Source organism: Pseudomonas sp. NPDC090208, assembly GCF_044746785.1.
Taxonomy (GTDB): domain Bacteria; phylum Pseudomonadota; class Gammaproteobacteria; order Pseudomonadales; family Pseudomonadaceae; genus Aquipseudomonas.
The window spans coordinates 1-25,678 of record NZ_JBIVCU010000008.1 but is presented as its reverse complement, the minus strand read 5'-3'; the positions used below and the strand labels follow the sequence as shown (position 1 = coordinate 25,678).

Annotated in this window: 17 protein-coding genes and 1 pseudogene; 10 read left to right on the top strand and 8 right to left on the bottom strand. The window is 62.1% G+C overall.

Translation table 11 applies throughout. From position 1 onward, the window contains the following. Nucleotides 1-42: 42 nt before the first annotated feature. The 3 genes from ACIPL0_RS14870 to gnd are packed head-to-tail and all read right to left on the bottom strand — an operon-like array spanning nucleotide 43 to nucleotide 3,371. The gene (locus ACIPL0_RS14870) at nucleotides 43-861 is read right to left on the bottom strand and encodes an HAD family hydrolase (RefSeq protein WP_400598189.1); all 819 of its coding nucleotides are present in this window, start codon (nucleotides 859-861) and stop codon (nucleotides 43-45) included. Beyond that, nucleotides 858-2,381: a glucose-6-phosphate dehydrogenase gene (zwf, locus tag ACIPL0_RS14865; RefSeq protein WP_400598188.1), complete on the bottom strand. Its 1,524-nt coding sequence runs from the start codon at nucleotides 2,379-2,381 to the stop codon at nucleotides 858-860. Before zwf ends, ACIPL0_RS14870 begins: the two co-directional genes overlap by 4 nt. A 12-nt stretch (nucleotides 2,382-2,393) precedes the next feature. Next, complete coding sequence (gnd, locus tag ACIPL0_RS14860; RefSeq protein ID WP_400598185.1) at nucleotides 2,394-3,371, bottom strand: phosphogluconate dehydrogenase (NAD(+)-dependent, decarboxylating); 978 nt, start codon at nucleotides 3,369-3,371, stop codon at nucleotides 2,394-2,396. 312 nt (nucleotides 3,372-3,683) lie between these two features. Here gnd and ACIPL0_RS14855 point away from each other — a divergent pair, with 312 nt between their 5' ends. Both ACIPL0_RS14855 and ACIPL0_RS14850 read left to right on the top strand, forming a co-directional pair. After that, complete coding sequence (locus tag ACIPL0_RS14855; RefSeq protein WP_400598183.1) at nucleotides 3,684-3,857, top strand: DUF6026 family protein; 174 nt, start codon at nucleotides 3,684-3,686, stop codon at nucleotides 3,855-3,857. A 328-nt stretch (nucleotides 3,858-4,185) separates the two neighbouring features. Beyond that, the gene (locus ACIPL0_RS14850) at nucleotides 4,186-5,931 is read left to right on the top strand and encodes a phosphoethanolamine transferase CptA (RefSeq protein WP_400598182.1); all 1,746 of its coding nucleotides are present in this window, start codon (nucleotides 4,186-4,188) and stop codon (nucleotides 5,929-5,931) included. 1,329 nt (nucleotides 5,932-7,260) lie between these two features. Here the strand turns inward: ACIPL0_RS14850 and ACIPL0_RS14845 are convergent. Then, on the bottom strand, nucleotides 7,261-8,808 hold the full coding sequence (locus tag ACIPL0_RS14845) for a transporter associated domain-containing protein (RefSeq protein ID WP_400598179.1): 1,548 nt from the start codon (nucleotides 8,806-8,808) through the stop codon (nucleotides 7,261-7,263). 400 nt (nucleotides 8,809-9,208) lie between these two features. Then, entirely contained in the window at nucleotides 9,209-9,700 is a 492-nt protein-coding gene (locus ACIPL0_RS14840; RefSeq protein ID WP_400598178.1) for a GNAT family N-acetyltransferase, read from the bottom strand. A 613-nt stretch (nucleotides 9,701-10,313) separates the two neighbouring features. On the opposite strand from ACIPL0_RS14840, the gene glgA reads away from it, so the two are divergent. The 6 genes from glgA (at nucleotide 10,314) to glgX (ending at nucleotide 21,335) form a co-directional block, all read left to right on the top strand. Beyond that, the gene (gene glgA / locus ACIPL0_RS14835) at nucleotides 10,314-11,900 is read left to right on the top strand and encodes a glycogen synthase GlgA (RefSeq protein WP_400598176.1); all 1,587 of its coding nucleotides are present in this window, start codon (nucleotides 10,314-10,316) and stop codon (nucleotides 11,898-11,900) included. Nucleotides 11,901-11,926: 26 nt separating this feature from the next. Continuing rightward, nucleotides 11,927-13,738 (top strand): malto-oligosyltrehalose trehalohydrolase, encoded by a 1,812-nt coding sequence (gene treZ, locus ACIPL0_RS14830; RefSeq protein WP_400598174.1) that lies wholly within the window; start codon nucleotides 11,927-11,929, stop codon nucleotides 13,736-13,738. Further along, nucleotides 13,728-15,797 (top strand): 4-alpha-glucanotransferase, encoded by a 2,070-nt coding sequence (gene malQ, locus ACIPL0_RS14825; protein WP_400598172.1) that lies wholly within the window; start codon nucleotides 13,728-13,730, stop codon nucleotides 15,795-15,797. The genes treZ and malQ overlap by 11 nt, the downstream gene beginning before the upstream one ends. Further along, a complete protein-coding gene (locus ACIPL0_RS14820) occupies nucleotides 15,794-18,580 on the top strand; it encodes a malto-oligosyltrehalose synthase (RefSeq protein ID WP_400598170.1) in 2,787 nt (928 codons plus the stop codon). The genes malQ and ACIPL0_RS14820 overlap by 4 nt, the downstream gene beginning before the upstream one ends. Before the next feature lie 17 nt (nucleotides 18,581-18,597). Beyond that, nucleotides 18,598-18,984, top strand: a complete 387-nt coding sequence (locus ACIPL0_RS14815; RefSeq protein ID WP_400598168.1) for a DUF2934 domain-containing protein — start codon at nucleotides 18,598-18,600, stop codon at nucleotides 18,982-18,984. Between the two features lie 164 nt (nucleotides 18,985-19,148). Further along, nucleotides 19,149-21,335 carry a glycogen debranching protein GlgX gene (gene glgX, locus ACIPL0_RS14810; protein WP_400598167.1) on the top strand — a complete coding sequence of 729 codons (2,187 nt, stop codon included), beginning with the start codon at nucleotides 19,149-19,151 and terminating at the stop codon, nucleotides 21,333-21,335. Nucleotides 21,336-21,685: 350 nt separating this feature from the next. Here glgX and ACIPL0_RS14805 read toward each other — a convergent pair whose 3' ends face one another. Together ACIPL0_RS14805 and ACIPL0_RS14800 are read right to left on the bottom strand one after the other, a co-directional pair. Beyond that, complete coding sequence (locus tag ACIPL0_RS14805) at nucleotides 21,686-21,949, bottom strand: PDC sensor domain-containing protein (protein ID WP_400598470.1); 264 nt, start codon at nucleotides 21,947-21,949, stop codon at nucleotides 21,686-21,688. Nucleotides 21,950-22,243: 294 nt separating this feature from the next. Further along, nucleotides 22,244-22,831: pseudogene (locus tag ACIPL0_RS14800) on the bottom strand (methyl-accepting chemotaxis protein); the annotation flags it as partial. 507 nt (nucleotides 22,832-23,338) lie between these two features. Between ACIPL0_RS14800 and ACIPL0_RS14795 the strand changes: the two are divergent. After that, nucleotides 23,339-23,878, top strand: a complete 540-nt coding sequence (locus tag ACIPL0_RS14795; protein WP_400598165.1) for an ester cyclase — start codon at nucleotides 23,339-23,341, stop codon at nucleotides 23,876-23,878. A gap of 106 nt (nucleotides 23,879-23,984) precedes the next feature. Continuing rightward, the gene (locus ACIPL0_RS14790; RefSeq protein ID WP_400598163.1) at nucleotides 23,985-24,914 is read left to right on the top strand and encodes a LysR substrate-binding domain-containing protein; all 930 of its coding nucleotides are present in this window, start codon (nucleotides 23,985-23,987) and stop codon (nucleotides 24,912-24,914) included. A 497-nt stretch (nucleotides 24,915-25,411) separates the two neighbouring features. Here the strand turns inward: ACIPL0_RS14790 and ACIPL0_RS14785 are convergent. Next, nucleotides 25,412-25,678, bottom strand: a 267-nt coding sequence (locus ACIPL0_RS14785; protein WP_400598161.1) for a hypothetical protein, incomplete at its 5' end; no start/stop codon positions are given.

Below are 25,678 nucleotides of genomic sequence, written 5' to 3'. Positions count from 1 at the left end.
GCTCCCTCCCACAAGAAAAGCGAAGCCAGGCACCACGCCAGATCAGCGCGGCAGTATGTAACGTTCGATGGCCGTCGCCAGCCCGTCCTCCACATTGTTGCCGGTGACGTAATGGGCCTTGGTCTTGACCCCGACTTCGGCCTGCCCCATCGCGATCGACAGCCCTGCACGCAGGAACATCGCCACGTCGTTGCCGGCATCGCCGATGGCCGCCGTCTGCACCAGCGGTACATTCAGCGCTTCGGCGAGGGTCGCCAGTGCCGTGCCCTTGTTGGCATCCCGCGCGGTGACATCCAGGTAATACGCCTGCGAACGAGCCGCCAGGGCGGTGTCGGCAATCAGCGGGTTGAGCTGGAGTTCCAGACGCTTGAGCAACTCGAAATCGGTACTGGCGGCGACGATCTTGTCGATGCGCTCGATGTAAGCATCGAAGCGTTCGACCTGAACGAAGTCGTAACCCAGCGTGGTGCGCTCGTGCTCGACGTAATCCCCTTGCGGATCGAGCAGCAGCCACTGATCGTCGGCAAACACCCACACCGACACCTTCTCGCCAGCAAACAACTCAAGACTGGTCCGCGCCGCCTCAGGGTCGATGCGGTGAGCCTTGAGCAGACTGCCGTCGGGGTTGACGATGTTGGCGCCATTGAAGCCCACGGTCGGCACATCGATGCCCAGGGCTTCGATCTGCTGACGCATGGCCCGCGGCGGGCGGCTGCTCGCCACCGAGAACTGAATCCCGGCGGCACGCAGCCGACGCACGGCATCGATATTGGCCTGGCTCAGACTGTGGTCGGGTCGCAACAGCGTGCCGTCGATATCGGACAGCATGAAACGGATGAGGGGTTGCGCAACCTCACTCATCCGAGACGTTGCCAACTGCGACCGTCACGGCCGAGCAACTCGTCGGCACCCGCCGGCCCGTCCTCGCCCGCCTTGTAGAACTCGACGTGCGGATCCTTGGCCCAGGCATCGATGAACGGCTGCACGGCACGCCAGCCGTTTTCGATGTTGTCGGCACGCTGGAACAGGGTCTGATCGCCGGTGAGGCAGTCGTAGATCAGGGTTTCATACCCGGTCGACGGCTGCATTTCGAAGAAGTCCTTGTAGGCGAAACCCAGCTCGATGGTCTGCATGTCCAGGGTCGGCCCCGGCTTTTTCGCCTGCAGGTCGAACCACATGCCTTCGTCGGGCTGGATCTGGATCTTAAGGAAGTTCGGCGCGACGCGGTCGACCTCGGTGTCACGGAACTGCGCGTACGGCGCCGGCTTGAAGCAGATGGCGATTTCCGTGTCACGGATGCTCATGCGCTTGCCGGTGCGCAGATAGAACGGCACACCGACCCAACGCCAGTTGTCGACCATGACCTTGAGCGCCACATAGGTTTCCGTGTTGCTGTCCGGGGCAACCCGGTCTTCTTCACGGTAACCGGTGACGCTCTTGCCGCCGATGTTGCTCTCGGTGTACTGGCCACGCACGGAGTTGGCCAGCGCTTCCATTTCCGACCAGGGACGGATCGCGCCGATCACCTTGGCCTTTTCGCCACGCACCGCATCGGCGCCGAACGCGGCCGGCGGCTCCATGGCGACCATCGCCAGCAGCTGGAACAGGTGGTTAGGTACCATGTCGCGCAGCGCGCCGGTGGTTTCATAGAAGCTGCCGCGGGTTTCGACACCCACGGTTTCCGCCGCCGTGATCTGCACGTGGTCGATGTAATGGTTGTTCCAGAACGACTCGAACAGACCGTTGGAGAAACGGCTGACCAGAATGTTCTGCACCGTTTCCTTGCCCAGGTAATGGTCGATCCGGTAGATCTGGCTCTCCTTCATCGCCTTCAGCAAGCAGGTGTTCAGCGCCACCGCGCTGGGCAGGTCGTGGCCGAACGGCTTCTCGATCACCACCCGACGGAAGTAATCGTCATCCTCCACCATCAGCCCGGACGAGCCGAGGCGCCGGGTCACTTCACTGAAGAAACGCGGTGCGGTCGCCAGGTAGAACACGGCATTTTGCGTGCCGGTGCTCTTGATCTTCTCGCCGATGGCCGCGTAGGTGCCATCGTCGAGAAAATCGCCGGTAATGTAGGTGATGCGCTCGGCCAGACTGCCCCACAGTGCCGGGTCCAGAGGTTCTTCTCCGCCCTGGGCGACCTTGCTGGCCGCCTCCTGACGAATGAAGTCCTCAAGCTTTCTGGCAAAGTCAGCATCGCTCACGGTGTTGTGGTCAACGCCGACGATGTGCAGGTCCTCACCCACCAGTCCGTCACGGAACAGGTTGTAGAGGGCCGGCATCAACAGGCGCTTGACCAGGTCACCGTGTGCGCCGAACAGGAACAGCGTGGTCGCCGGAGCGACCGGGGCTTTCTGCTTGCTGCGGGAGAGACCCATTACAGTGCTTCCTTATTTAGGTTCCTTGTGACCACCAAACCCGAAGCGCATGGCCGACAGCATCTTGTCGCCATAGGTGCTTTGTTGACGGGAGCGGAAGCGTGCGAACAGCGAACTGGACAACACAGGGACCGGCACGGCCTGCTCGATGGCGGCCTCGATGGTCCAGCGACCTTCGCCGCTGTCGGCAACCGAGCCGGAATAGGCATTGAGTTGCGGGTCGGTCGCCAGCGCGTCGGCGGTCAGGTCCAGCAGCCAGGACGATACCACGCTGCCACGACGCCAGACTTCGGCGATGTCGCCCAGGTTCAGGTCGAAACGCTGGTCGGCCGGCAGGCTGTCCGAGTTCTTGGTCTTGAGGATGTCGAAGCCTTCGGCGAAGGCCTGCATCATGCCGTACTCGATGCCGTTGTGGATCATCTTCACGAAGTGCCCCGAACCTGGCGGGCCGGCGTGAATGTATCCCTGTTCGGCACGCGGGTCGGCGTCCTTGGCGCGGTCCTTGGTGCGCGGGATGTTGCCGATGCCCGGCGCCAGGGTGGCGAACAGCGGGTCCAGACGATCGACGACCTCGGTTTCACCGCCGATCATCATGCAGTAACCGCGCTCCAGGCCCCAGACGCCGCCGGAAGTGCCGACGTCGACGTAGTGCAGGCCTTTTTCACGCAGAGATACCGAACGACGGATGTCGTCCTTGTAATAGGTGTTGCCGCCGTCGATGATCACATCGTCCGGCTCCAGCAGTTCAACCAGTGCGTTGATGGTGTCTTCGGTCGGTGCGCCAGCCGGCAGCATGACCCAGACGGCACGCGGTTTTTCCAGTGCAGCCACCAGGGACGCAAGGTCCTTGGCTGGCGTCGAACCCTCGTTGGCGAGCACGGTGCGAGACTGCTCATCGCGGTCGTAGACCACAGTGGTGTGGCCATTGAGCATCAGTCGACGTGCGATGTTGCCGCCCATGCGGCCTAGTCCGACAATCCCGAGTTGCATGTAGAGGTGCTCCTTAATTCGTAAACAGGTGGGTCATTTTATAGCCCAGCGCCGCTTTCAGGGTTAGTCCGGAAGAACAAACGATGGTTTCCCGGTGAAAAATGTTTCATCTGTGAGGTGAGAAAACCGCTCTAAGATGCCGTCTGTCGCATAGCGCGCACCTTAGCGACAATCAAAAATAAAAAAGTTCACTTTTCAGACAAAAGAATTCAGAATCCGCGCCGATGAAGAGAGGAGCACGGACAAGTCGGGTGGCGACAGTCTCACTGCTTGAATCTTCCAGGTTGAATCCCGCCATTTGCGAGGTGAGCAATGGGCACTGTACTACCGGCAAGCGCTCCACAGACTCTCTACGTTACCGTCCGTCGCGACGAGCTGCGCCAGCTCAAGGAAGAACGCGAACAACTGCTGAAAAAGGTCGCCCAGCTGAGCATGCTGCTGCAACACAGCCAGCTCGCAGCCCCAGGCACTGCCCTGCAGGCCTGATCTTCACCGGTTGTTTCTCTCCGCGCGGCAAGCCCGATTCGCTGGCTTGCCCGCACGATGCACTCCCCCTCGTGACTCGCCATATTCCCCTCGGTTTCTGTTCGCGGCTGTCATGGCTCGGACCTGACACATCCGGCAACGTTCCGCTTGCTTGCAAAATCACTTTTTTGCGCTTCTCCATGCACTTCTGACACCGCACTCACATTTTTTTCACCTGTTCATCACCATACTGTCGCCCCTCTGTGAAACGTCTGTCGGCTGTCAGTCGCTACAGGCAAGATGTGGCGACCGTTCAGGCCGCCCGAAAGATCCATAGCGGGAGTGCCTGATGGCAACTACACAACGGAGCACCACAGCTCCGAAAGGTTTCGACTGGGCCGGTCTGGTCTGGCTGTTCGTATTTTTCTGGTATTTCTCTGGCATTACCCAACTGCTGATCCAGCTGACCGACACGTCCGGTTTCGCCGGTTTCCGTCAGGCGTTCGTCATGAGCGGCCTGTGGCTGGCGCCAATGCTGCTGTTTCCGAAAAAGACCCGACTGATGGCCGCAGTGATCGGCGTCGTGCTGTGGGCCTGTTCGATGGCCAGTCTGGGTTACTTCTTCATTTATCAGCAGGAGTTCTCCCAGAGCGTCATCTTCATCATGTTCGAGTCGAACATCTCTGAAGCCGGCGAGTACATGACCCAGTACTTTGCCTGGTGGATCGTGCTGGCCTTCATCGCCCATACCGCTTTCGCCATTTTCCTCTGGACCCGCCTGCGCCCGGTGTACATGCCGCGCAGCCGCGCCTGGATCACCGCGTTCGCTCTGGTGCTGGGCATCATCGGTTACCCGCTGGCCAAGCAGATGTCTCGTCATGAAGGCATGGCTGCGGGCATCGAAGCCTTTGAATCGCGTATCGAGCCGGCCGTGCCATGGCAGATGCTGGTGGCCTACCATCGCTATACCCAGCAGCTGGACACCATGCAGGACATGCTCACCAGCAGCAGCAACATTCCCCCGCTGAAGAACCTGCAGGACCAGCAGGCCAACCTGCCGACCACGCTGGTGCTGGTGATCGGCGAGTCGACCAACCGCGGTCGCATGCATCTATATGGCTATCCACGGGAAACCACGCCGAACCTGGACGCCATGAAGGACCAGCTGGAAGTGTTCAACAACGTGATCACTCCGCGTCCTTACACCATTGAAGCGCTGCAGCAGGTCCTGACCTTCGCCGACGAAGAGAACCCGGACCTGTACCTGAAGACGCCGTCGCTGGTCAGCGTGATGAAACAGGCGGGTTACAAGACCTTCTGGATCACCAACCAACAGACGATGACCAAGCGCAACACCATGCTCACCACCTTCTCCGAGCAGGCGGACGAGCAGGTGTACCTGAACAACAACCGCAACCAGAACGCCCGTCAGTACGACGGCGACGTGATCGAGCCGTTCGCCAAGGCGCTGAACGATGCAGCACCGCGCAAGCTGATCGTGGTACACCTGCTGGGTACGCACATGAGCTACCAGTATCGTTACCCGCCAAGCTTCGAGAAATTCACCAATCATGACGGTGTGCCGGCCGGTATCGATGACAGCAAGCTGGAGCTGTACAACAGCTACGACAACGCCGTGCTGTACAACGATTTCGTGGTGTCCAGCCTGATCAAGACCTACAGCAAGGCCGACCCGAACGGCTTCCTGCTCTACCTCTCCGATCACGGTGAAGACGTCTACGACTCGCCGACCCATGACGTGCTGGGACGTAACGAGGCCAAGCCGACGATTCCGATGTACACGGTGCCGTTCATCGCCTATGCCTCGCCGAAATGGCGCGAAACCCACAACTGGAATTTCGACAGCATTCACAACCGTGCCTACTCCAGTTCCAACCTGATCCACACCTGGGCACAGCTGGCCGGGCTGAGTTTCGACGAGCTGGACACCACCAAGAGTCTGGTCAGCCTCGACTTCAAGGCGCGCCCACGCTTGATCGGCGATCCGTACGCCCAGAAAGGCTTGAGCGATTTCGCCACCATGGAAAAGACCGCCAACGATGCTCCGGCAGTGCCGAAAGTGGCCAACAAGTAAGCGATCGATCGCGGTAAGCGGTAAATAAAGAAGGCCTGCGTAATGCAGGCTTTTTTTATGACAACCGAGAAGTCGGACGGCTACGGGTAGTTCTGCGCTGCACTTGTAGGAGCTGGCTTGCCCTGCGAGCGCGCCGGGGTCGCGTCCGACCGCAGTCGTCGTAAAACCTGCGCACTCGGTGTGTCTGGTCTTGCGCTGTAGCTGCTAACGCAGCTTGGTTTCGCCTGGCGGCGAGTTACTTGGAAAAGCCCCAAGTAACCAAGGGCTTCTTTCCCCGCCATACGGCATCTCGCCTAGGCTCGATGTGCCCTCACTCCGGCAATGCTCCGTGGGCACGCCGCGAATGGGCCATCCATGGCCCACGCGGCTCTCGCGGCATCCATGCCGCTCAACCCACTCCACATCGCCTGCGTTCGGCCTTCTGAAACGGGGCCCCAAGATCAAAAGCCAGATCAAAAGCCGGATCAAAGCCCGCGCCGAGGCGGACTAACGTCCGATCTGGCTGGCCGAACACAATCTCCTGTAGGAGCTGGCTTGCCCTGCGAGCGGCTGCGTAGCAGTCGTAAACCCTGACGCCTATGCATTTCTGACACACCGCGTTCACCGTTTTTACGACGAGTGCCTCGCCGGTCGCAGGGCAAGCCAGCTCCTACAGACAGGCAGTGATCATCCCGGTTGTATTGCCATGCCAAGATCCCACAAACACGATAATCCGTGGGAGGGAGCCCTGCTCGCGAAAGCGTCATTTCAGACAATGCTGTGTCACCTGACCGACCGTCATCGCGAGCAGAGCTCCCTCCCACAATGATCTGTAGTGACCTCAACCTTGTTTGGCGTCCACACATCCGTAGCAGTCCGGCTTGCCGGCGGTGGCGATCTTGAGGACGCCTTCGCGGGCGAGCCCGCTCCCACAGGGAATGCGCTCTCTTGGCTTTTGCTTTTCAGCTTTTGATCTTGGGGCCCCGTCCCAGAAGGCCGAATGCAGGCGATGCGCAGTGGGTTGAGCGACAGGATGTCGCGAGAGCCGCGTGGGCCATGGATGGCCCATTCGCGGCGTGCCCACGGAGCATTGCCGAAGTGAGGGTATGCCGAGCATTAGCGAGGTGCCGTATGGCGGGGAAAGAAGCCCTTGGTTACTTGGGACTTCTCCAAGTAACTCGCCGTCAGGCGAAACAGGGCTGCGTTAGCAGATCAGCAATCCATCAGACACACCGCATGCACAGGATTTACGACTACTTCGTCGCCGCTCGCAGGGCAAGCCAGCTCCTACAGGGTTCGCGGAACGTGCTGGGGGCAAAACAGGGCTGCGTTAGCAAACTCGTCAGATCGCTAAACCCTGCGCAACAACACCCGGGTCACCCGCCGCTCCTGCACCTGTACCACCTGCAGGCGCCAGCCTTCCCACTGCAACTCGTCGCCGATCACCGGCAAACGGTCCAGCAGGCTCATGACCAGCCCGGCCAGGGTCTGATAATCGTCGGTGGCGGCCGCCTTGAAGCCGATCCGTTCGCGCAGGTGGCTGAGATTCATGGTCGCATTGACCAGCACACCGTCCCCTTCCTCCACCAGATCCGGGCCGTCGATCTCGCTGGCATCGGGCAACTCACCGGCGATGGATTCAAGAATGTCGGTCATGGTCAGCACGCCGGCAAAATCGCCGAACTCATTGACCACGAAGGCGATATGCGTGGACTGTGCACGCATCTGCTCCAGCGCATTGAGGATCGAAAAGCTTTCCAGCAGGTTCACCGTCGGCCGCACCAGGTGCTCCAGATTCGGCTGAACGCCGGCCAACAGTGCTGTGAGCATTTCCTTTTTATGCACGAAACCCAACGGCTCGTCGACGCGGCCGCCACGGATCAGCGGCATCCGCGAGTAGGACGAATTCATCAGACGCTGACGAATGCTTTCCGCATCGTCGTCCAGATCGATCAGGTCGACATCGTTACGCACGGTCATCACGGCGCGAATCGGGCGCTGTGCCAGTTGCAGCACACCACTGATCATCACCCGCTCGCGGCGGTCGAACACCACTTCCTCGGCATCGCCGTCGAGCATGTCGGCGATTTCTTCACCGACCTCTTCGGCACCGGGCTTGCGCCCGCCCATCAGGCGCAGCACGGCGTGGGCCAAGCGTTCACGACGCGGCAGGTTGCCCTTGAGGCTGCGCTTGCGCCGGGAACGGGCGATCTGGTTGAAGATCTCGATCAGGATCGAGAAGCCGATGGCCGCGTACAGGTAGCCTTTGGGGATATGGAAACCCAGGCCGTCGGCGGTCAGGCTGAAGCCGATCATCATCAGGAAGCCCAGACACAACATGATCACCGTCGGGTGCGCGTTGACGAAGGACGTCAGCGGCTTGCTGGCGATGATCATGATGGCGATGGAGAAGATCACCGCGATCATCATCACCGACAGTTCATCGACCATGCCCACCGCCGTGATCACCGCATCCAGCGAGAACACCGCATCGAGCACGACGATCTGCGCCACGATGGGCCAGAACAGTGCATAGCTGGTGCTGCCGGAACGCTGGGCAACATGCCCTTCCAGCCGCTCATGCAACTCCATGGTCGCCTTGAACAGCAGGAAGATACCGCCGAACAGCATGATCAGGTCACGACCAGAGAAGCTCTTGCCGAACACCTCGAACAGCGGCTCGGTCAGGGTGACCATCCACGAGATGCTCGCCAGCAGGCCCAGGCGCATGATCAGCGCCAGCGACAGACCGAGCACCCTCGCGCGGTCGCGCTGCTCGGGCGGCAATTTGTCGGCGAGGATGGCGATGAACACCAGGTTGTCGATGCCCAGCACCAGTTCCAGAACGATGAGCGTCAGCAGGCCAAGCCAGGCCGTGGGATCCGCAAGCCATTCCATAGGATCAGTGTTTCCTTTTCAGCGAAGCGAAGACGACAGGCATGGCAACGCCCGACGCATCATGGGATGAATCGAGACAGGCAAGTGTCGGCGAGGAGAAGAATAGATCAGTGAGAACGCGACCCGCGCTCACGGCATGGGGTCGGCAACTGGGAGGTTCCAGTGAGAGAGGCATGAAGGTCCTGAAATCAATACGGGAGGCGATCCTATCTTGCTCACGGAAGATTCTTACAGGACGGAACTGTTACAAATGTTTTGAAAGGTGTTGCCGGGGCAACAGCCATATCGAATCTCACCCTGTAGGAGCCGGCTTGCTGGCGAACCCGCCGTGTCAGCCAATGCAACCCGTGCAGACACCCCGCATTCGCCAGCAAGCCGGCTCCTACAGATCGCTGAACCCTTACAACGCCTTCTGCCAGAACATCGCCCGGCCCATCTGCGGGTCCAGCTCGTAACCGGCGTAACCCAGCTTGCGGTAGGCGCCCTGGGCGACGGTGTTGCCTTCCAGCACTTCCAGCGTGATCTTGCAGCAGCCGCGCTGACGGGCGATTTCCTCGACCTTGGTCAGCATCTTCTGGCTGATGCCCTGACCACGGCACGCAGCGGTGACCACCACGTCATGGACATTGACCAGCGGGCGGCAGGCAAAGGTGGAAAAGCCCTCGAAGCAATTGACCAGTCCCACCGGCTCGCCGGCGATGAACGCCAGCACACTGAAGGCATGGGGCCGCTTGGCCAGTTCCAGGGCCAGTTGCGAACGCGTATCCAGCGACAGCGATTCGCCGCCACCCATGACGTCTTCGGCGTACTGGTTGAGCAGGAAACCGATGGCCTCAGCATGAACGGGGTTGCTATAGCTGGCTTGCAGTACCAGAACCTCAGGGGCTTGCATTGACATCCTCTACAACTGAAAGACAAACAGGCGACCGGCCGTTGATCCGGTACGCCGCGTGGCGGCAATTGTACCGTGTCACGCACCGAAACATCCCCATACAGATGTAGGTAATTTCCTTAGATGCACAGCTTTCGTGCCCTCCTGCACCGAGAAAAGGCGAAGACGCTCACTTTCTGACCAAATGGTCTTAGAAAATTTTGCGATTCAAGCTACCTTCATAAAGCTCTGGTTTGATTGTCGAACAATCCGACCAGCGGCAGTCGAATCGCATGTTGCACAAGGGTGTGCGCCAGAAAGGCGCATCGGACGGTCATAAGGATCATGTAGCGTTATGAAAGTTTTCCTACAGCGTGCCGCCATCCCGCATGCCAGACATTTCCTAGAAAAAAATTCGAAACTTCTACAAACGCACCCGGTCAGCACAATAGAGCGCCTATGCTGTTGGACGAAGTCCGTTCAGAGGCTGCTTTCACCCTGTCCTTCCCTGTGCAGTCGGTAAATGGGTATCGATTTTGCGTAGGTCTTGTGTGCCCGGCCATAGGACATGGCCCATAACAACTCAAGTGCGTTATCTGCGTTACCAACACTGCGAATCGAATGGGAGAAAACGATGATTAGTGCCGCTGTCAAAACCCAGAAGGGAGAGAGTTTTAACCAGCCGGCCAGCGAGCTGACCCATCTGCCGGTCTTCGCAACGACGAGCGTTCCTCTGCTGCAACTGCCCCCTGTACAACCAGGCATGTCGACGGCGAACCGGAAGAAAATCCTGTTCGTCACTTCGGAAATGGCCGATCTGGTGAAAACCGGCGGCCTGGGCGATGTGTCTGCTGCACTGCCGCGCGCCATGCGCCACCTGCACGATGTACGCGTGCTGATTCCCGGCTACCCACAGGTCATCAATAGCGGAAACCCGATCTACATCATCAGTGAACTGAGCGGCCACGCGGCCCTGCCACCCTGCAAGATCGGCCGTATGGACATGAAGGACGGGCTGGTCATCTATGTGCTGATCTGCCCCGAGCTGTACGAGCGCGAAGGTACGCCTTATGGCGACAACCATGGCCGCGACTGGTCGGACAACCACATCCGCTTCGCCCGCCTGGGACTGGCGGCGGCCGATTTTGCTGCCGGTGCCGTGAAGACCCAGTGGTGCCCCGAACTCGTGCACGCCCACGACTGGCCGGCCGGCCTGGCCCCGGCGTACATGAAATGGCGCGGTCAGACGACGCCGTCCATTTTCACCATTCACAACCTCGCCTATCAGGGCTTCGTCAGTACCGCGTCGAGCCGCGAACTGGGCATTCCCGATGAAGCGCTGGGCCCGGACGGCATGGAATTCTACGGGCGTCTGTCGTTCATCAAGGCCGGCATGGCCTACGCCAGCCACATCACCACGGTGAGCGCCACCTACGCCAAAGAAATCACCACCTCTGACTTCGGCTGTGGCCTGGAAGGCTTCCTGCAGAGCAAGGCCGACAAGGGCCAACTCAGCGGCATTCCCAACGGCATCGACGAAAGCTGGGACGCGGCCACCGACGATCACCTGATCTGCCGGTTCGCCCCCAACGAGTGGACCCGCAAAGAGATCAACGCCGATCACGTGCGCGAACTGTTCGAACTGGAGCCGTCCACCGGGCCGCTGTTCGCCGTGGTGTCGCGGTTGGTTTATCAGAAGGGTCTGGACCTGACCATCGGTGTCGCCGAGATGATCGTCGAGAACGGCGGCCAGATCGCGATCATCGGTCGCGGCGAACCCGAGGAAGAAGACGCCATGCGTGCGCTGGCGGCGCGCTTCCCGGGTCAGATCAGCGTGCGGGTCGGTTTCAACGAAACCGATGCGCGGCGCATGTTCGCCGGCAGCGACTTCCTGCTGATGCCGTCGCGTTACGAGCCTTGCGGACTGAGCCAGATGTACGCCCAGCGTTTCGGTTCATTGCCGGTAGCCCGCCGCACTGGCGGTCTGGCCGACACCATCGAAGACGGCTGCACCGGCTTCCTGTTCGATGAATCCACCGTCGAGAGCTACGCCGACGCGCTGACCCGTGCATTCAAGGTCTTCGCCAATCCGCCGCTGCTCAATGCCATGCGCTGCCGGGCCATGGCCGCACCGTTCGACTGGCACAAAGCCGTCGAGCCTTACGCCGACCTTTATCAGGAGCTGTTGAAAAAGAACGCGGGCGCCGCGCTGCAGTACTGATTCATGAACCGAGAAAGGGGTAACGGATGCCTTCGCGCACGGATGAGAGCTGGCGCCACGGTGCCGTCTTGCTGGATCCCGAACACACCCGGTTTGCCCTCTGGGCACCGGACGCCTGGTACGTCAGCGTCGAGCTAGAGAACGGGCCGTCACTGGCCCTCCTGCCACAGGATGATGGCTGGTTCGTGCTCGACACACGCTGCGCGGCAGGCACACGCTACCGCTACATCATCGATGACAACCTGCACGTACCTGACCCGGCTTCCCGGGCTCAGGTCAGTGAGGTGCACGGCTTCAGCCTGGTCGTCGACCCGACCGCCCACACCTGGCGCCACGACGCCTGGCGCGGCCGGCCATGGCATGAAGCGGTCATCTACGAATTGCACGTCGGTGCGCTCGGTGGTTTCACCGCCGTCGAGCAGCGCCTGCAACATCTGGTCGACACCGGCATCACCGCCATCGAGCTGATGCCCATCGCCCAGTTTCCCGGCGAGCGCAACTGGGGCTACGACGGCGTATTGCCCTACGCGCCGCAGTCGTCCTATGGTACGCCGGAACAGCTCAAGCACTTGATCGACACCGCCCACGGCCTGGGTCTGGCGGTGATTCTCGACGTGGTCTACAACCATTTCGGCCCGGACGGCAACTATCTCGGGGTCTACGCCAAGCAGTTTTTCCGCGAGGACAAAAAGACCCCGTGGGGCGATGCCATTGATTTTCGCCGTCCGGAAGTGCGGGATTTTTTCGTCGACAACGCGCTGATGTGGCTGCTGGATTATCGCTTCGACGGCCTGCGCTTCGATGCGGTACACGCCATCGACGACCCGACCTTTCTGCACGAACTGGCCCAGCGCGTGCGTCAAGAGATCGCGCCTGATCGCCACGTCTGGCTGATGCTGGAAAACGAGTTCAATGAAGCCCGGCGCATGCAGCAGGGTTTCGACGCGCAATGGAACGACGACGGCCACAACACCCTGCATGTGCTGCTGACCGGGGAAACCGACGCCTACTACACCGACTTCGCCGAGCAGCCAACCCACAAGCTGGCCCGTCTGTTGAGCGAGGGCTTCGTCTATCAGGGCGAAGCCACCCGCCATGGGCATGCCCGTGGCGAACCCAGCGCTCACCTGCCGCCCAGCGCCTTCGTGCTGTTTCTGCAAAACCACGACCAGATCGGCAATCGTGCCCTCGGCGAACGGTTGGTGCAGCTGTGCCCGCCTCAGGCGTTGCGCGCCGCCACCGCCCTGCTGCTGTTGTCGCCGATGATTCCGTTGCTGTTCATGGGCGATGAATGGGGCGCCAGCGAACCGTTTCTGTTCTTTACCGACTTCCACGACGAACTGGCCGACGCCGTGCGCGAAGGTCGTCGTGGCGAGTTCGCCGACTTCGCCGCGTTTGCCGATCCCGAGCAGCGCGAGCGCATCCCCGACCCGAATGCCTTGAGCACCTTCGACGCTTCGCGCCCCGCCTTCGACGCCCTGCTGCTGGAAACCGACAAAGGCCAGGACCACCGCAGCTGGCTGGCGCTGTACCGCGAACTGTTGCGTCTGCGCCACGCACACATTACTCCGCGTCTGCCGGGAGCGAAGGCGCTCGGCGCTGAAGTGCTGGCCGACAAGGCGGTCACCGCGCGCTGGCAACTGGGCGATGGCAGCACCCTGCGCATCGACCTGAACCTGAGTGCCCATCACGTGCGCGTCGACGAATACCACGTGCAGCAGGTTGTTCACGAAAGCACGGCAAAATCGGCCGAACTTTCAAGACACGGCAACCTCAATCCCTACACGGCCATTGTCAGCCTGATATCGAGCGATGTGGAGGAACAGGATGAGCAATGAGCAACTGGAACGGCTGGCGGTCGAAGCCGGGCTGTCGGTCGACTGGAAAGACGCCAACGCCAGACCGCAACGGGTCAGCCCCAAGGTCCTGCGCCGGGTCCTCGACAGCCTGGGTTTCCCTGCCGAAAACGAGAAACAGATCGCGGCCGGCCTCAAGCGCCTGCAAGCGCTGAGTCAGTCGACCACACCGCCACCGCTGCTGACCGTCGACCACGGCAGCAACCTCGACCTGTCGGCCTGGTTCAAGCCGGAAACGCCCTTCGTGCTGGAACTGGAGGACGGTTCGCGCCTCGACGCCCGCCTCACCGCCAACGCCGAGCTGCCCGCACTGGCGACGGTCGGCTATCAGCAACTGGCCATCGACGGTCAGCACCTGACCATCGCGGTGGCGCCGAAAACCTGTTTCAGCCTGGCCATGGCCGCCGATGTCAGCACCCCGCGCAGTTGGGGCCTCACTTTGCAGCTGTATTACCTGCGCCGTGACGGCGACGGCGGTTTCGGTGACACCCAGGCCCTGGAAAGCTTCGTGCGCAGCGCTGGTGAACACGGCGCGGCGGCGGTCGCCATCAGCCCGGTCCACGCGATGTTTGCCAGCGACCCGCAGCGCTACAGCCCCTACTCGCCCTCCAGCCGCCTGTTTCTCAACGCGCTGTACGCCGCGCCGGGGGTGATCCTTGGTGAACGCGCGGTGCGTGCGGCCATCGAGCAGACCGGTCTGGGCGATGAACTCAAGCGTCTCGAAAGCCTGCCGTTGATCGACTGGCCCGCCGCGGCGGCGGCCAAGTGGACGCTGTTGCGCACCCTGTACGCCAGCTTCATCGGCAGCGATCATCCGTTGCAGGAAGACTTCAACAGCTTCCGCCATGCCGCAGGCGAAGCGCTGGAAAACCATTGCCGCTTCGAGGCCCTGCGCGATCAGTGCGACAGCCTGGGCATCAGCGGCAACTGGCACGAATGGCCCGACACTTATAAAGACCCGCGCAGTCCGACCATCAGCGAATTCGCCACCCGCCACAGCGAGCAGATCGGCTTCCATGCGTTCGCCCAGTGGTTGATCGCCCGGGGTCTGCAACGGGCACAGAGCGCCGCGCGCAGCAGCGGCATGAGTGTCGGCCTGATCGGCGACCTGGCGGTGGGTGCCGACGGTGCCGGCAGCCAGGCCTGGAGCCGCCAGGACGAACTGCTCTCGGCGCTGACCGTGGGTGCGCCACCGGACATCCTCAACCGTTCCGGGCAAAGCTGGGGCATCTCGGCGTTCTCGCCCACCGGGCTCAAACGCAACGGTTTCCGTGCCTTCATCGAAATGCTGCGGGCCAACTTTGCCTGCGCCGGCGGCCTGCGCATCGACCACGTGATGGGCCTGCAACGGCTGTGGGTGGTGCCGCTGGGTTCGCCGCCGAGCGAAGGCGCGTACCTCAATTACCCGCTGGACGACATGCTGCGCCTGCTGTGTCTGGAGTCGTGGCGGCACAAGGCCGTGGTGCTCGGCGAAGACCTCGGCACCGTGCCCGACGGCCTGCACGACAAGCTCTCGGCACGGCAGATTCTCGGCATGCGCGTGCTGCTGTTCGAACAGGACAACGCGCACTTCAAGCCGATCATCAAATGGTCCGACGACGCACTGGCGACCACCAGCACCCACGACTTGCCGACTCTGACCGGCTGGCTCAGCGAGCTGGACATCGAATGGAACAAGCGCCTCGGGCACATCGACGCGGACGGCGAGCGGCACTGGCGCGAGGGCCGCGAACGCGAACGTCAGGGCCTGCGTGCCGCGCTGCGCGACAACTACGGCATGCATGACAGCAACGCCAGCGACATCCTCGACGGCAGCGTGCGCTACCTCGGCCATACCCGTGCGCCGCTGGTGCTGCTGCCCATTGAAGATGCGCTGGGCATCGAAGAACAGGCCAACCTGCCCGGCACCATCGACAGCCACCCCAATTGGCGACGGCGTCTGCCGGGCGACAGCGCGGCACTGCTGGACGATGCCAATGCCGTGCGGCGCATGCAGATTCTGGCCCTGGCGCGGCGACAGGCTGCGGAGCGTGATCAATGAGTCGAGCGCTTCAGCCCCTGCGCGCGACTCAGCGTCTGCAGTTCCACAAGGACTTCACCCTCGACGACGCAGCGGCGTTGGTGCCCTACTTTGCCCGCCTCGGCGTCAGCCATATTTATGCTTCGCCACTGCTCAAGGCCCGCGCCGGCTCGATGCACGGTTACGACGTGGTCGACCCACGCGTGATCAACCCCGAGCTTGGCGGCGAGCCGGCTTTGAAACGGCTGGTAGCGGTGCTGCGCGAGCACGGCATGGGCCTGATTCTGGACATCGTCTCCAACCACATGGCGGTCGGCGGCGATGACAACCCGTGGTGGCTGGACCTGCTGGAATGGGGTCGACGCAGCCCCTATGCGAAGTTCTTCGACATCCAGTGGAATTCCCCCGACACGTTGCTCAAGGGCCAGTTGCTGCTGCCGTTCCTCAGCACCGATTACGGCACGGTGCTGCAGAACGGCGACGTGACCCTGCGCTTCGACAATCAGGCCTGCAGCTTTTACGTCGAACACTATCAGCACCGCTTCCCGATCAACCCCGGCAACTGGGCGCCGCTGCTCAAGGCTGCGCAACGGCCCGAGCTTGACGAGCTGGCCCAGCGCTTCGGTCAGCTGGATTACCAGCCTCAGGCCTATGAGCAGGCGGTGCAGGCCAAGGCCGATCTGCTGGCGCTGCTCAAGGCTGATCCCGGCCTGCTCGCGGCCATCGAAAAAGGCCTGAAACAGTTCGATTCACGCCAGCCCGACGGCTTCAATCGCCTGCATCAATTGCTCGAACAGCAGGACTATCGCCTCGCCAGTTGGCGCACCGCCGGTGATGACATCAACTGGCGGCGCTTCTTCGACATCAACGAACTGGGCGGGCTGAAAGTCGAGCGCTCGCAGGTGTTCGAAGCCACCCACGCCAAGATTTTCCAGCTGATCGCCGACGGCCTGGTGGACGGTCTGCGCATCGACCATATCGACGGTCTGGCCGACCCGCGCGGCTATTGCCGCAAGCTGCGGCGCCGGGTCGACCGCCTGCTCAAACTGCGCCCGACCGGTACCGAATTGCAGCACCTGCCAATCTTCGTCGAGAAGATCCTCGGTGCCGACGAGCCGTTGCGCAGTGACTGGCAGGTCGACGGCACCACCGGCTATGAATTCATGAATCAGGTGTCGCTGCTGCAACACGACCCACGGGGCGAAGCCGTGCTCGGTGAGTTGTGGAGCCGCATCAGCGGGCGCACCGCCGACTTTGAACAGGAGGTGCGCGAAGCCCGTGATCTGGTGCTGCACGGCACCCTCGCCGGCGACTTTGAGAACCTTGCCCAGGCCTTGCTGCAAGTGGCGCGCAGCGACGTCATGAGCCGCGACCTGACCCTCGGCGCCATCCGCCGTGCGCTGCTGGCGCTGGTGGCGAATTTCCCGGTGTACCGCACCTACATCACCGCCTGCGGCCGCTCGGCCGAGGACGAGCGTTTCTTTCAGCAGGCCATGGCCGGCGCCCGCGACATGCTCGGCGAAGGCGACTGGCCGGTGCTCGATTACCTGCAGACCTGGCTCGGCGGTGAAAGCCTGCGCGACTATCCCCACGGCCCGCTGCGCGAGATGCGGCGCAAGGCCTGCAACCGCTTCCAGCAACTGACCTCGCCGGTGGCGGCCAAGTCCGTGGAAGACACCTCGTTCTATCGCTCGGCGGTGCTGCTGTCGCGCAACGACGTAGGCTTTCATCCGCAACATTTCAGTGCACCGCTGGCCGATTTTCATCAGGCGTGCATCGAACGTGAGGCACGTTTTCCGGACAATCTGCTGACCACCGCGACCCACGATCACAAGCGCGGCGAAGACACTCGCGCACGTCTGGCGGTCCTCAGCGAACAGGCCGGCTGGTACGCCGAGCAGGTCGAGCGCTGGCTGCAACTGTCGGCGCCGCTGAAGCGCGGCGACACCGCCATCAGCCCCGGCGACGAATTGATGCTGTACCAGGCCATGCTCGGCAGCTGGCCGCTGGGGCTGGAGGGCGACGCCGCCTTCGAAGCCTATGCCGCACGCCTGGTGCAATGGCAGGAAAAGGCCCTGCGCGAAGCCAAGTTGCAGAGCAGCTGGAGCGCGCCGAACCAAGCCTACGAAAGCGCCTCCCGGGAATTTCTGCAGCAACTGTTGTTGAGCCCGGACGCCCTCGCCCTGCGTCAGTCGATCGGTGCCACCGCGCATCGCATTGCCCCCGCCGGCGCGCTCAACAGTCTGGCGCAAACTTTGCTGCGAATGACCGTGCCCGGTGTGCCTGATCTGTATCAGGGCACCGAATTCTGGGACTTCAGCCTGGTGGATCCGGACAACCGTCGTCCGGTGGATTACCCCGCCCGGCAGCAGGCGTTGAGCGCGGCCGCACCGCTCGCCGAATTGCTTGCCCAGTGGCAAGACGGTCGAATCAAACAAGCGTTGATCGCGCAAGTGCTCGCCCTGCGCGCTCGACACACCGAACTGTTCAGTGATGGACGCTACCAACCGCTTGAAGTGGTGGGCGAACACGCCGGACATGTCATGGCATTTGCCCGGGCCAGGGAGGATCAGCGGGCTATTGTCGTGGTTCCACGTTTGCCGGCTGAACTATTGGGCACCGCGCAAACTCCATTCATCAATGCAGCACATTGGGGCGATACACGCATCATCCTGCCGTTCGCTGATTCAGATCCAAATTGGAAGGGACTTTTTTCGCAGGCTACAGTCACAACCAACAAGGAAATGTTGCTCAGCGCAGCGCTCAAGGAATTGTCTGTCAACCTGCTTCTTCAAACCTTGTAATACCCGGGAGTGTCGAGATGAGTGCCGACGAGAAACGAATCAGCGAGCTGGCCCACCAGATCTGGGAAACGGAGGGCAAACCCCATGGTCATGATGCGCGCCACTGGGAGATGGCCCGCAAACTGGCTGAAGCCGAGGCCCTGGCCCCGGACAAATCCGCTGCGCGCAAAGCTGCAAAACCCAAGTTGCCCAAGGTAGAAGGCAAGGCCGAAGCCAAGGCGCCGGCCAAACCGAAAGCCGCAGCAAAACCGGCTGACAAGCCGGCCGCCAAACCTGCGGCAAAACCGGCGGCCAAGCCGAAAGTCGCGGCCAGCGCTGCAGAACCTGCGACGGCCAAACCGGCCAAGCCTGCTGCCAAGCCGTCCAGCAAAAAACCACCGGCGGCCAAGCCGATTGCGCCCTGAGTGACTGTGGTCACTTGATAAGGCCTCAACCTGCCACAGGGGCTGCCTGACCGCCGTCAGCACCCCTGGGGCCATTTACCCGCCTGTTCTCATCGATGGCGCAGCTTTGCTGCGACACAGGCTGTGTTCTGTCCTCAGGAAATCACCGAACGTCAGGAATCCCCATGAGCAAGCAAGACAAGAAAACCGCCCCGCAGACTGAGTCCGGCAAGGCCTATACCCCGGAAGTCAGCGCCTCGCGCATCCGCGAAGGCCTGCCCTTCCCGCTGGGCGCCAACTGGGACGGCCTGGGGGTGAACTTCGCGATTTTCTCGGCCAACGCCACCAAGGTCGAACTGTGCCTGTTCGACGCCAGCGGCGAGCAGGAACTGGAACGCATCGAACTGCCGGAATACACCGACGAAATCTTCCACGGCTACCTGCCCGACGCCCATCCCGGACTGATTTATGGCTATCGCGTGTATGGCCCGTACGACCCGAAAAACGGTCATCGCTTCAACCACAACAAGCTGCTGATCGACCCCTACGCCAAGCAACTGGTGGGCAAGCTGAAGTGGTCCGAAGCGCTGTTCGGCTACACCATCGGCCACCCCGACGGCGACCTCAGTTTCGACGAGCGCGACAGCGCGCCGTTCGTGCCCAAGAGCAAGGTCATTGACCCGGCCTACACCTGGGGCCGCGACCAGCGTGTCGGGGTGCCGTGGGAAAAGACCATCCTCTACGAAACCCACACCCGCGGCTTCACCATGCGCCATCCGGCGGTGCCCGACGAACTCAAGGGCACGTTCTCCGGGCTGATGGTCGATGAAGTGATCCAGCACATCCGCAGCCTCGGCGTGTCGTCAGTGGAACTGCTGCCGATCCACGGTTTCGTCAATGACCAGCATTTGCTGCAAAAAGGCATGACCAACTACTGGGGCTACAACAGCATCGCCTTCTTCGCCCCCGACCCGCGCTACCTGGCCCACGGCAAGATCGCCGAGTTCAAGGAAATGGTCGCGCACATGCACCATGCCGGCCTTGAGGTGATTCTCGACGTGGTCTACAACCACACCGCCGAGGGCAACGAGCTGGGCCCGACCCTGTCCATGCGCGGTATCGACAACGCCTCCTACTACCGCCTGATGCCCGACGACAAGCGCTTCTACATCAACGATTCCGGCACCGGCAACACCCTCGACCTGAGCCACCCGTGCGTGCTGCAGATGGTCACCGACTCGCTGCGCTACTGGGCCACCGAGATGCACGTCGACGGCTTCCGCTTCGACCTGGCGACGATTCTGGGCCGCTATCACGACGGCTTCGACGAGCGTCACAGCTTCCTCGTCGCCTGCCGACAGGACCCGGTACTGCGTCAGGTCAAGCTCATCGCCGAGCCCTGGGACTGCGGCCCTGGCGGCTATCAGGTCGGCCGTTTCGCGCCGGGCTGGGCCGAGTGGAACGACAAATTCCGCGACACCGTACGCGCCTTCTGGAAAGGTGACGAGGGCCAGCTCGCCGACCTCGCCAGCCGCCTGACCGCCTCGGGCAACATGTTCAACCAGCGCGGTCGCCGGCCTTATGCGTCGGTCAACTTCGTCACCGCCCACGACGGCTTCACCCTGCACGATCTGGTGTCGTACAACGACAAGCACAACGAGGACAACGACGAAAACAACCAGGACGGCAGCAACGACAACCGCTCCTGGAACCACGGCGTCGAGGGCCCGACCGGCGACCCGGACATCAACGCGCTGCGTCTGCGGCAGATGCGCAATTTCTTCGCCACGCTGCTGTTTTCCCAAGGCACGCCGATGGTGGTGGCCGGCGACGAATTCGCCCGTACCCAGCACGGCAACAACAACGCCTACTGTCAGGACAGCGAGATTGGCTGGGTCAACTGGGACTGGGATGAAGACGGCAAATCGCTGCACAAATTCGTCAAGCGCCTGATCAAACTGCGCCTGGCCTATCCGATCCTGCGGCGCGGACGTTTTCTGGTCGGCGATTACAACGAGGAGCTGGGGGTCAAGGATGTCACCTGGCTGTCACCCAGCGGCGAGGAAATGACCATCGAGCAATGGCACGACCGCAACGCCCGTTGCCTGGGCATGCTGATGGACGGCCGTGCTCAGGAAACCGGTATCCGCCGTCGCGGCTCGGAAGCGACCCTGCTGCTGGTGGTCAACGCCCACCACGAAGGCGTCAACTTCACCCTGCCGGAAGTCCCGGAAGGCGTGCAATGGACCTGCCTGATCGACACCAACCAGCCGGACATCAAGGGCAAGGAAACCTTCGCCTTCGACAGCGAATACACCGTCTCGCCGCGTTCGCTGCTGTTGTTCGAGTTGCAGAAAGAAGAGCAGAACTGAACGTCCTGCGCTGCCCGGATGGACGCCTTCGCCAGCAAGCCGGCTCTTACAAGGCTATGGAACGCGGCACCAGCCGCTTCTGCCCGAAGGGCGTGGGAGCCGGCTTGCTGACGAAGACTCTGTAGCAGTCCGGCTTGCCGGCGGTGGCGATTCCGGGGACGTCATCGCGAGCAAGCTCACTCCTACAATGTTTCGGCGCCGCTATCCACGATCTGCGTCAGACGCAATCTTTGTAGGAGTGAGCTTGCTCGCGATTGTGCCCGCCCAGGCACCTTGATATCGACTGACTGAACGCCATCGTCCGAATGCGGATCAGACCTGGCAAACGCCAACAGGTTTTTCAACCTTGTTTACATCAACGCCGACAACCGCACATCCGCCGCCAGCACCCGGTGCAATTGCCCGTTGGCGGCGAAGATCGGCACCGACACGGTGATGCAGAACGCGTCGGTAGCGGTCGAGCGGTACACCGGGGTGATGTGGCTCGCCAACTGCTCGGCGACCTCGCGGAACCACGGCCGCTGTGACCAGTTACGGCCCTTGCAGCTGGCGCCCTTGCCATCATTGCCCAACCCGACGTTTTCACTGATCTGCGTGCCGTTGCGGTCGACCATGTAGAACAGCTCGAAACGCTGATCGCGCTGCAACACCTCGGCCATGAAACGTTCGACGCCGCCGATATCGCCCTGCATCGCCGCTTCGCCGGCCAGTTGCTCGACACTGGCCTGAATGGTCTTGTGCATCTGCAGACGAAACGCCCCCAAGCCGTCGAGCAGATGATCACCGCTGCTGCGCACCGCCTCGCTGTGGGTCAACACCTGGCTGGCATTGCCGAGCAGCTCGGCGGCCACTCCGGCGATGTTCTGCACGTCACGGTTGATCTGATGTACGGCGATGCCGATGTGTTCGGTGCCCGAGGCGATATGGCCGACGCGTTGATCCAGTTGGTCCATCGCCGCCTGCGTGCCAAGCAGGTCTTCGCCCATGCGCGTCATGCCCGCACGACCGTCGGCCACCGCCGCGTGCATGGTCTTGCCCGCCGCGCCCAACTGATCCATGTCGGCGCGAAAACGCTCGATGATCTGACTGACCCGCCCCGTGGATTCGGTGGTGTGCCCGGCCAGCCTGCGCACCTCGTCGGCGACCACAGCGAAACCGCGCCCGTGTTCACCGGCCCGCGCCGCCTCGATCGCAGCGTTGAGCGCCAGCAGGTTGGTCTGCTGGGAGATGCTGGCAATCACGCCCAACACCTGGCTGACCTCCTCCAGCTGGCCGAACAACTGACTGATCACCTCTTCCAGCTTCTGCTCGCTGGTGCCGATGGCGTCGACCTGAGCCAGCACCTGCTCGCCGGTCTGCTGGCACTGACGCAGGGTCAGGGTGACTTCGCTGGACAGCTTGGCGACCTCGGCCGCGCCGGGCACCAGTTCGGTGTCCAGCGAGGTACTGACCTGTTCGCTGGCGCTGGCGATCAGCTCCGACGCCTGGGCCAGCATCTGCCCGCTCTGCTCGGTGGCGCGGGCGATGCGCGCCAGTTCAGGTGCATGGGCGGCGATGTCCACCGATGCGGTCAGACTGTCGCCCAGGCGTCGATGCAGGGTCTGGCTGAAGCCATTCAACCGCGCATTCAGCGGCGAATGCGCCGACAGTTGCACGGTCAGGTCCAGATCGTCGAACAGCAGATTCAACGCATCGTCGTCGAGAACCCGCTGTTTGTTGGCGCGCAGTGAAAACATTCGGCAGCTCCTTCGCTTAAGTGCCCAAAGCGTTGCAAGCACAGTGCCATCACTTGTCCCGGCGCAACCCGTGCCGTGCCGGGCGGCGCCACTTCAAAAACGCACCGTTTGCAGCATTCCGGCGTTCAGCCCGACCGTTTTGGTGCGCGGCGTCGGTCATTTTCAAAAATCTTTGAAAAGTGCATCCCGTTCCAGGCCATTTTTCTTGAAGAACAATACGCGCATGCTTTCTCCACCCCTTGGCCACTGACCCCGGAGACACTTGCCATGACCCTTCTGTATCGCACCCTGCGCAACGCCGCCCTCGCCCTGGCCGTGGTTCTGCCGGTTTCAGCCTGGGCCGCCGACGAACACCTGGTCGTACCGAAAAGCCTGACCGTCGACAGCAGCCTCAGCGTCGAACAGCGCCAGGCCGCCGAGCTCGCCGCACGCCGTTACGACACCTTCTGGAACACCGGCGAAGAAGCACTGGCCAAGGCGGCGCTGGCGCCGAACTTCGTCGACATGACGCCACCACCCGGCCGCGTGCAGGGCCCCGAAGGCCCGTTACTGGCGTCCAAAGGCTTCCGTACCGCCGTGCCGGACCTCAGTTGCGAAGTCGAACAGATGATCATCGCCGGCGACCGGGTCATCACTCATCTGCATTTCCGTGGTCACTTCACCGGGCATTTCGACAAACTGCAGGGCAAGGGCCAGACCGTGGACTTCATCGCCACCGATATCTATCGCATCGAAAATGGCCGCATCGCCGCCAACTGGCACATCGAAGACAACCTGACCCTGATGAAGCAACTGGGCGCCCTGTAAGCCGGCGCACAAGCCGATCGGCTGAGCCATCGCCGCGCCGGAACAGCGTGTACACTGCCCCGCGCGGCACCGGCGCCGCCTTGTCCAACCCCGGGGAGCGTGCGTCTTGGAACTGCGGCAACTGCGTTATTTCGTGAAGATCGTCGAACTCGGCAGCCTGGGCCGCGCGGCGCTGGAACTGGACGTCGGCGTCTCGGCCCTGAGCCAGCAGATCGGCAAGCTTGAAAGCGAACTGAGCACGCGCCTGCTCAACCGCACCAGCACCGGCGTCACCGCGACCAGCGCTGGCCTGGCCTTCCTGCACCACGCACAACTGACCCTGCGCCAGGCCGACAACGCCGTGCTCGCCGCCCATCGCGGGCGCATGAGCGGCTACGTCAGCGTCGGCCTGCCGCCAACCACCGCGACCGTGCTGGCCCTGCCGCTGATCAATGCCATGCGTGAACGCTACCCGGACATTCAACTGCATCTGGTGGAAATGCTGTCGGGCCATCTGGCGACGCAACTGAACGCACGGCAGATCGATCTGGCGATCCTGTTTCAACTGGAGGGCGGCAAGCGCTGGAGCGTGACGCCACTGCTGGACGAAAAACTGTTCGTCATCGCCTCACCGTCACTGCCCGATGCGCCGCAAGGCGACAGTGTGTACCTGGCCGACCTCGGCCACCTGCCACTGGTGGCGCCCAGCCTGCAGCACGGTTTGCGTTCAACCCTGATGACCGCCTTCGAACGCGCCGGAGTGGTGCCGAACATCATCATGGAAGTCGACGGCCTGGCCGTGTTGATGAACGCCGTACGCGCCGGCCACGCCGCCACCATCCAGCCCGGCGCGGCGGCGGCACTGAAAGGCGAGTCGGGTCTGTCACTGGTACAGATCGCCGACAGCCACGTCGGCCGACGCAACCTGCTGGCAACCCTGGCCGACGACGAACTCACCCCGGCTGCGCTCGCTGCGCGGGTAGTGATCACCGATGTAGCGCGGCAACTGGTCAACAGCGGGCAATGGCCGGGGGCGAGTTGGGTTGAAGAGCGCTGACGCTACAGGGTTTGACGGCATGTCGAGATTCGCCGGAAACCACAAAAATGGTGGGAGCGAATTTATTCGCGATGCGGTGTTCCTGACGAAGGATTCGTGTCGACTGTACGGACATCGCGAATGAATTCGCTCCCACAGTGGATCTTCGTCAGATCAAAAATGTGGCGGCGCCAGGCAGACCGCCTGCGGCCAGAGTCAAAAGCAGATGGTATGCACTGACCTGTAGCAGTCCGGCTTGCCGTAGGAGCGCGCTTGCCCGCGATGACGTCCGTCCTGCCAATACATCATTGCCTGACACGCCGCCATCGCGAGCAGAGCTCCCTCCCACGGGTAAGGTGGTGTTTGGTAGATCTGGGCAAACCGGCGCAATTTGCTGGAAAAACACATAATCCTGTGGGAGGGATCCGAGGTCACGAGGGTCGCGAAGACAATCTGTCTGACACTCCGCCTTCGCGACCCTCGCAAGCTCGGATCCCTCCCACGGCCTGCGGCCAGAATCAAAAGCAGATGGCACACACCACCCTGTAGCAGTCCGGCTTGTCGGCGGTGGCGATTCCAAGGACGCCTTCGTCCGAATGCGGCCCAGACCAAGCCCGCTCCCACAAGGGTTTTGTGTTTCGCCGGCTTTTGATCTGGCTTTGGATTTTGATCTTGATCTGGGGCCCCGTTCCAGAAGGCCGAACGCAGGCGATGCGCAGTGGGCCGAGCGGCATGGATGCCGCGAGAGCCGCGTGGGCCATGGATGGCCCATTCGCGGCGGGCCC

Bases quoted from the DNA above. Each gene is read 5' to 3' on its own strand.
- ACIPL0_RS14870 (WP_400598189.1), bottom strand. From the start codon at position 861: ATGAGTGAGGTTGCGCAACCCCTCATCCGTTTCATGCTGTCCGATATC.
- zwf (WP_400598188.1), bottom strand. From the start codon at position 2,381: ATGGGTCTCTCCCGCAGCAAGCAGAAAGCCCCGGTCGCTCCGGCGACC.
- gnd (WP_400598185.1), bottom strand. From the start codon at position 3,371: ATGCAACTCGGGATTGTCGGACTAGGCCGCATGGGCGGCAACATCGCA.
- ACIPL0_RS14855 (WP_400598183.1), top strand. From the start codon at position 3,684: ATGGGCACTGTACTACCGGCAAGCGCTCCACAGACTCTCTACGTTACC.
- ACIPL0_RS14850 (WP_400598182.1), top strand. From the start codon at position 4,186: ATGGCAACTACACAACGGAGCACCACAGCTCCGAAAGGTTTCGACTGG.
- ACIPL0_RS14845 (WP_400598179.1), bottom strand. From the start codon at position 8,808: ATGGAATGGCTTGCGGATCCCACGGCCTGGCTTGGCCTGCTGACGCTC.
- ACIPL0_RS14840 (WP_400598178.1), bottom strand. From the start codon at position 9,700: ATGCAAGCCCCTGAGGTTCTGGTACTGCAAGCCAGCTATAGCAACCCC.
- glgA (WP_400598176.1), top strand. From the start codon at position 10,314: ATGATTAGTGCCGCTGTCAAAACCCAGAAGGGAGAGAGTTTTAACCAG.
- treZ (WP_400598174.1), top strand. From the start codon at position 11,927: ATGCCTTCGCGCACGGATGAGAGCTGGCGCCACGGTGCCGTCTTGCTG.
- malQ (WP_400598172.1), top strand. From the start codon at position 13,728: ATGAGCAATGAGCAACTGGAACGGCTGGCGGTCGAAGCCGGGCTGTCG.
- ACIPL0_RS14820 (WP_400598170.1), top strand. From the start codon at position 15,794: ATGAGTCGAGCGCTTCAGCCCCTGCGCGCGACTCAGCGTCTGCAGTTC.
- ACIPL0_RS14815 (WP_400598168.1), top strand. From the start codon at position 18,598: ATGAGTGCCGACGAGAAACGAATCAGCGAGCTGGCCCACCAGATCTGG.
- glgX (WP_400598167.1), top strand. From the start codon at position 19,149: ATGAGCAAGCAAGACAAGAAAACCGCCCCGCAGACTGAGTCCGGCAAG.
- ACIPL0_RS14805 (WP_400598470.1), bottom strand. From the start codon at position 21,949: ATGGTCGACCGCAACGGCACGCAGATCAGTGAAAACGTCGGGTTGGGC.
- ACIPL0_RS14795 (WP_400598165.1), top strand. From the start codon at position 23,339: ATGACCCTTCTGTATCGCACCCTGCGCAACGCCGCCCTCGCCCTGGCC.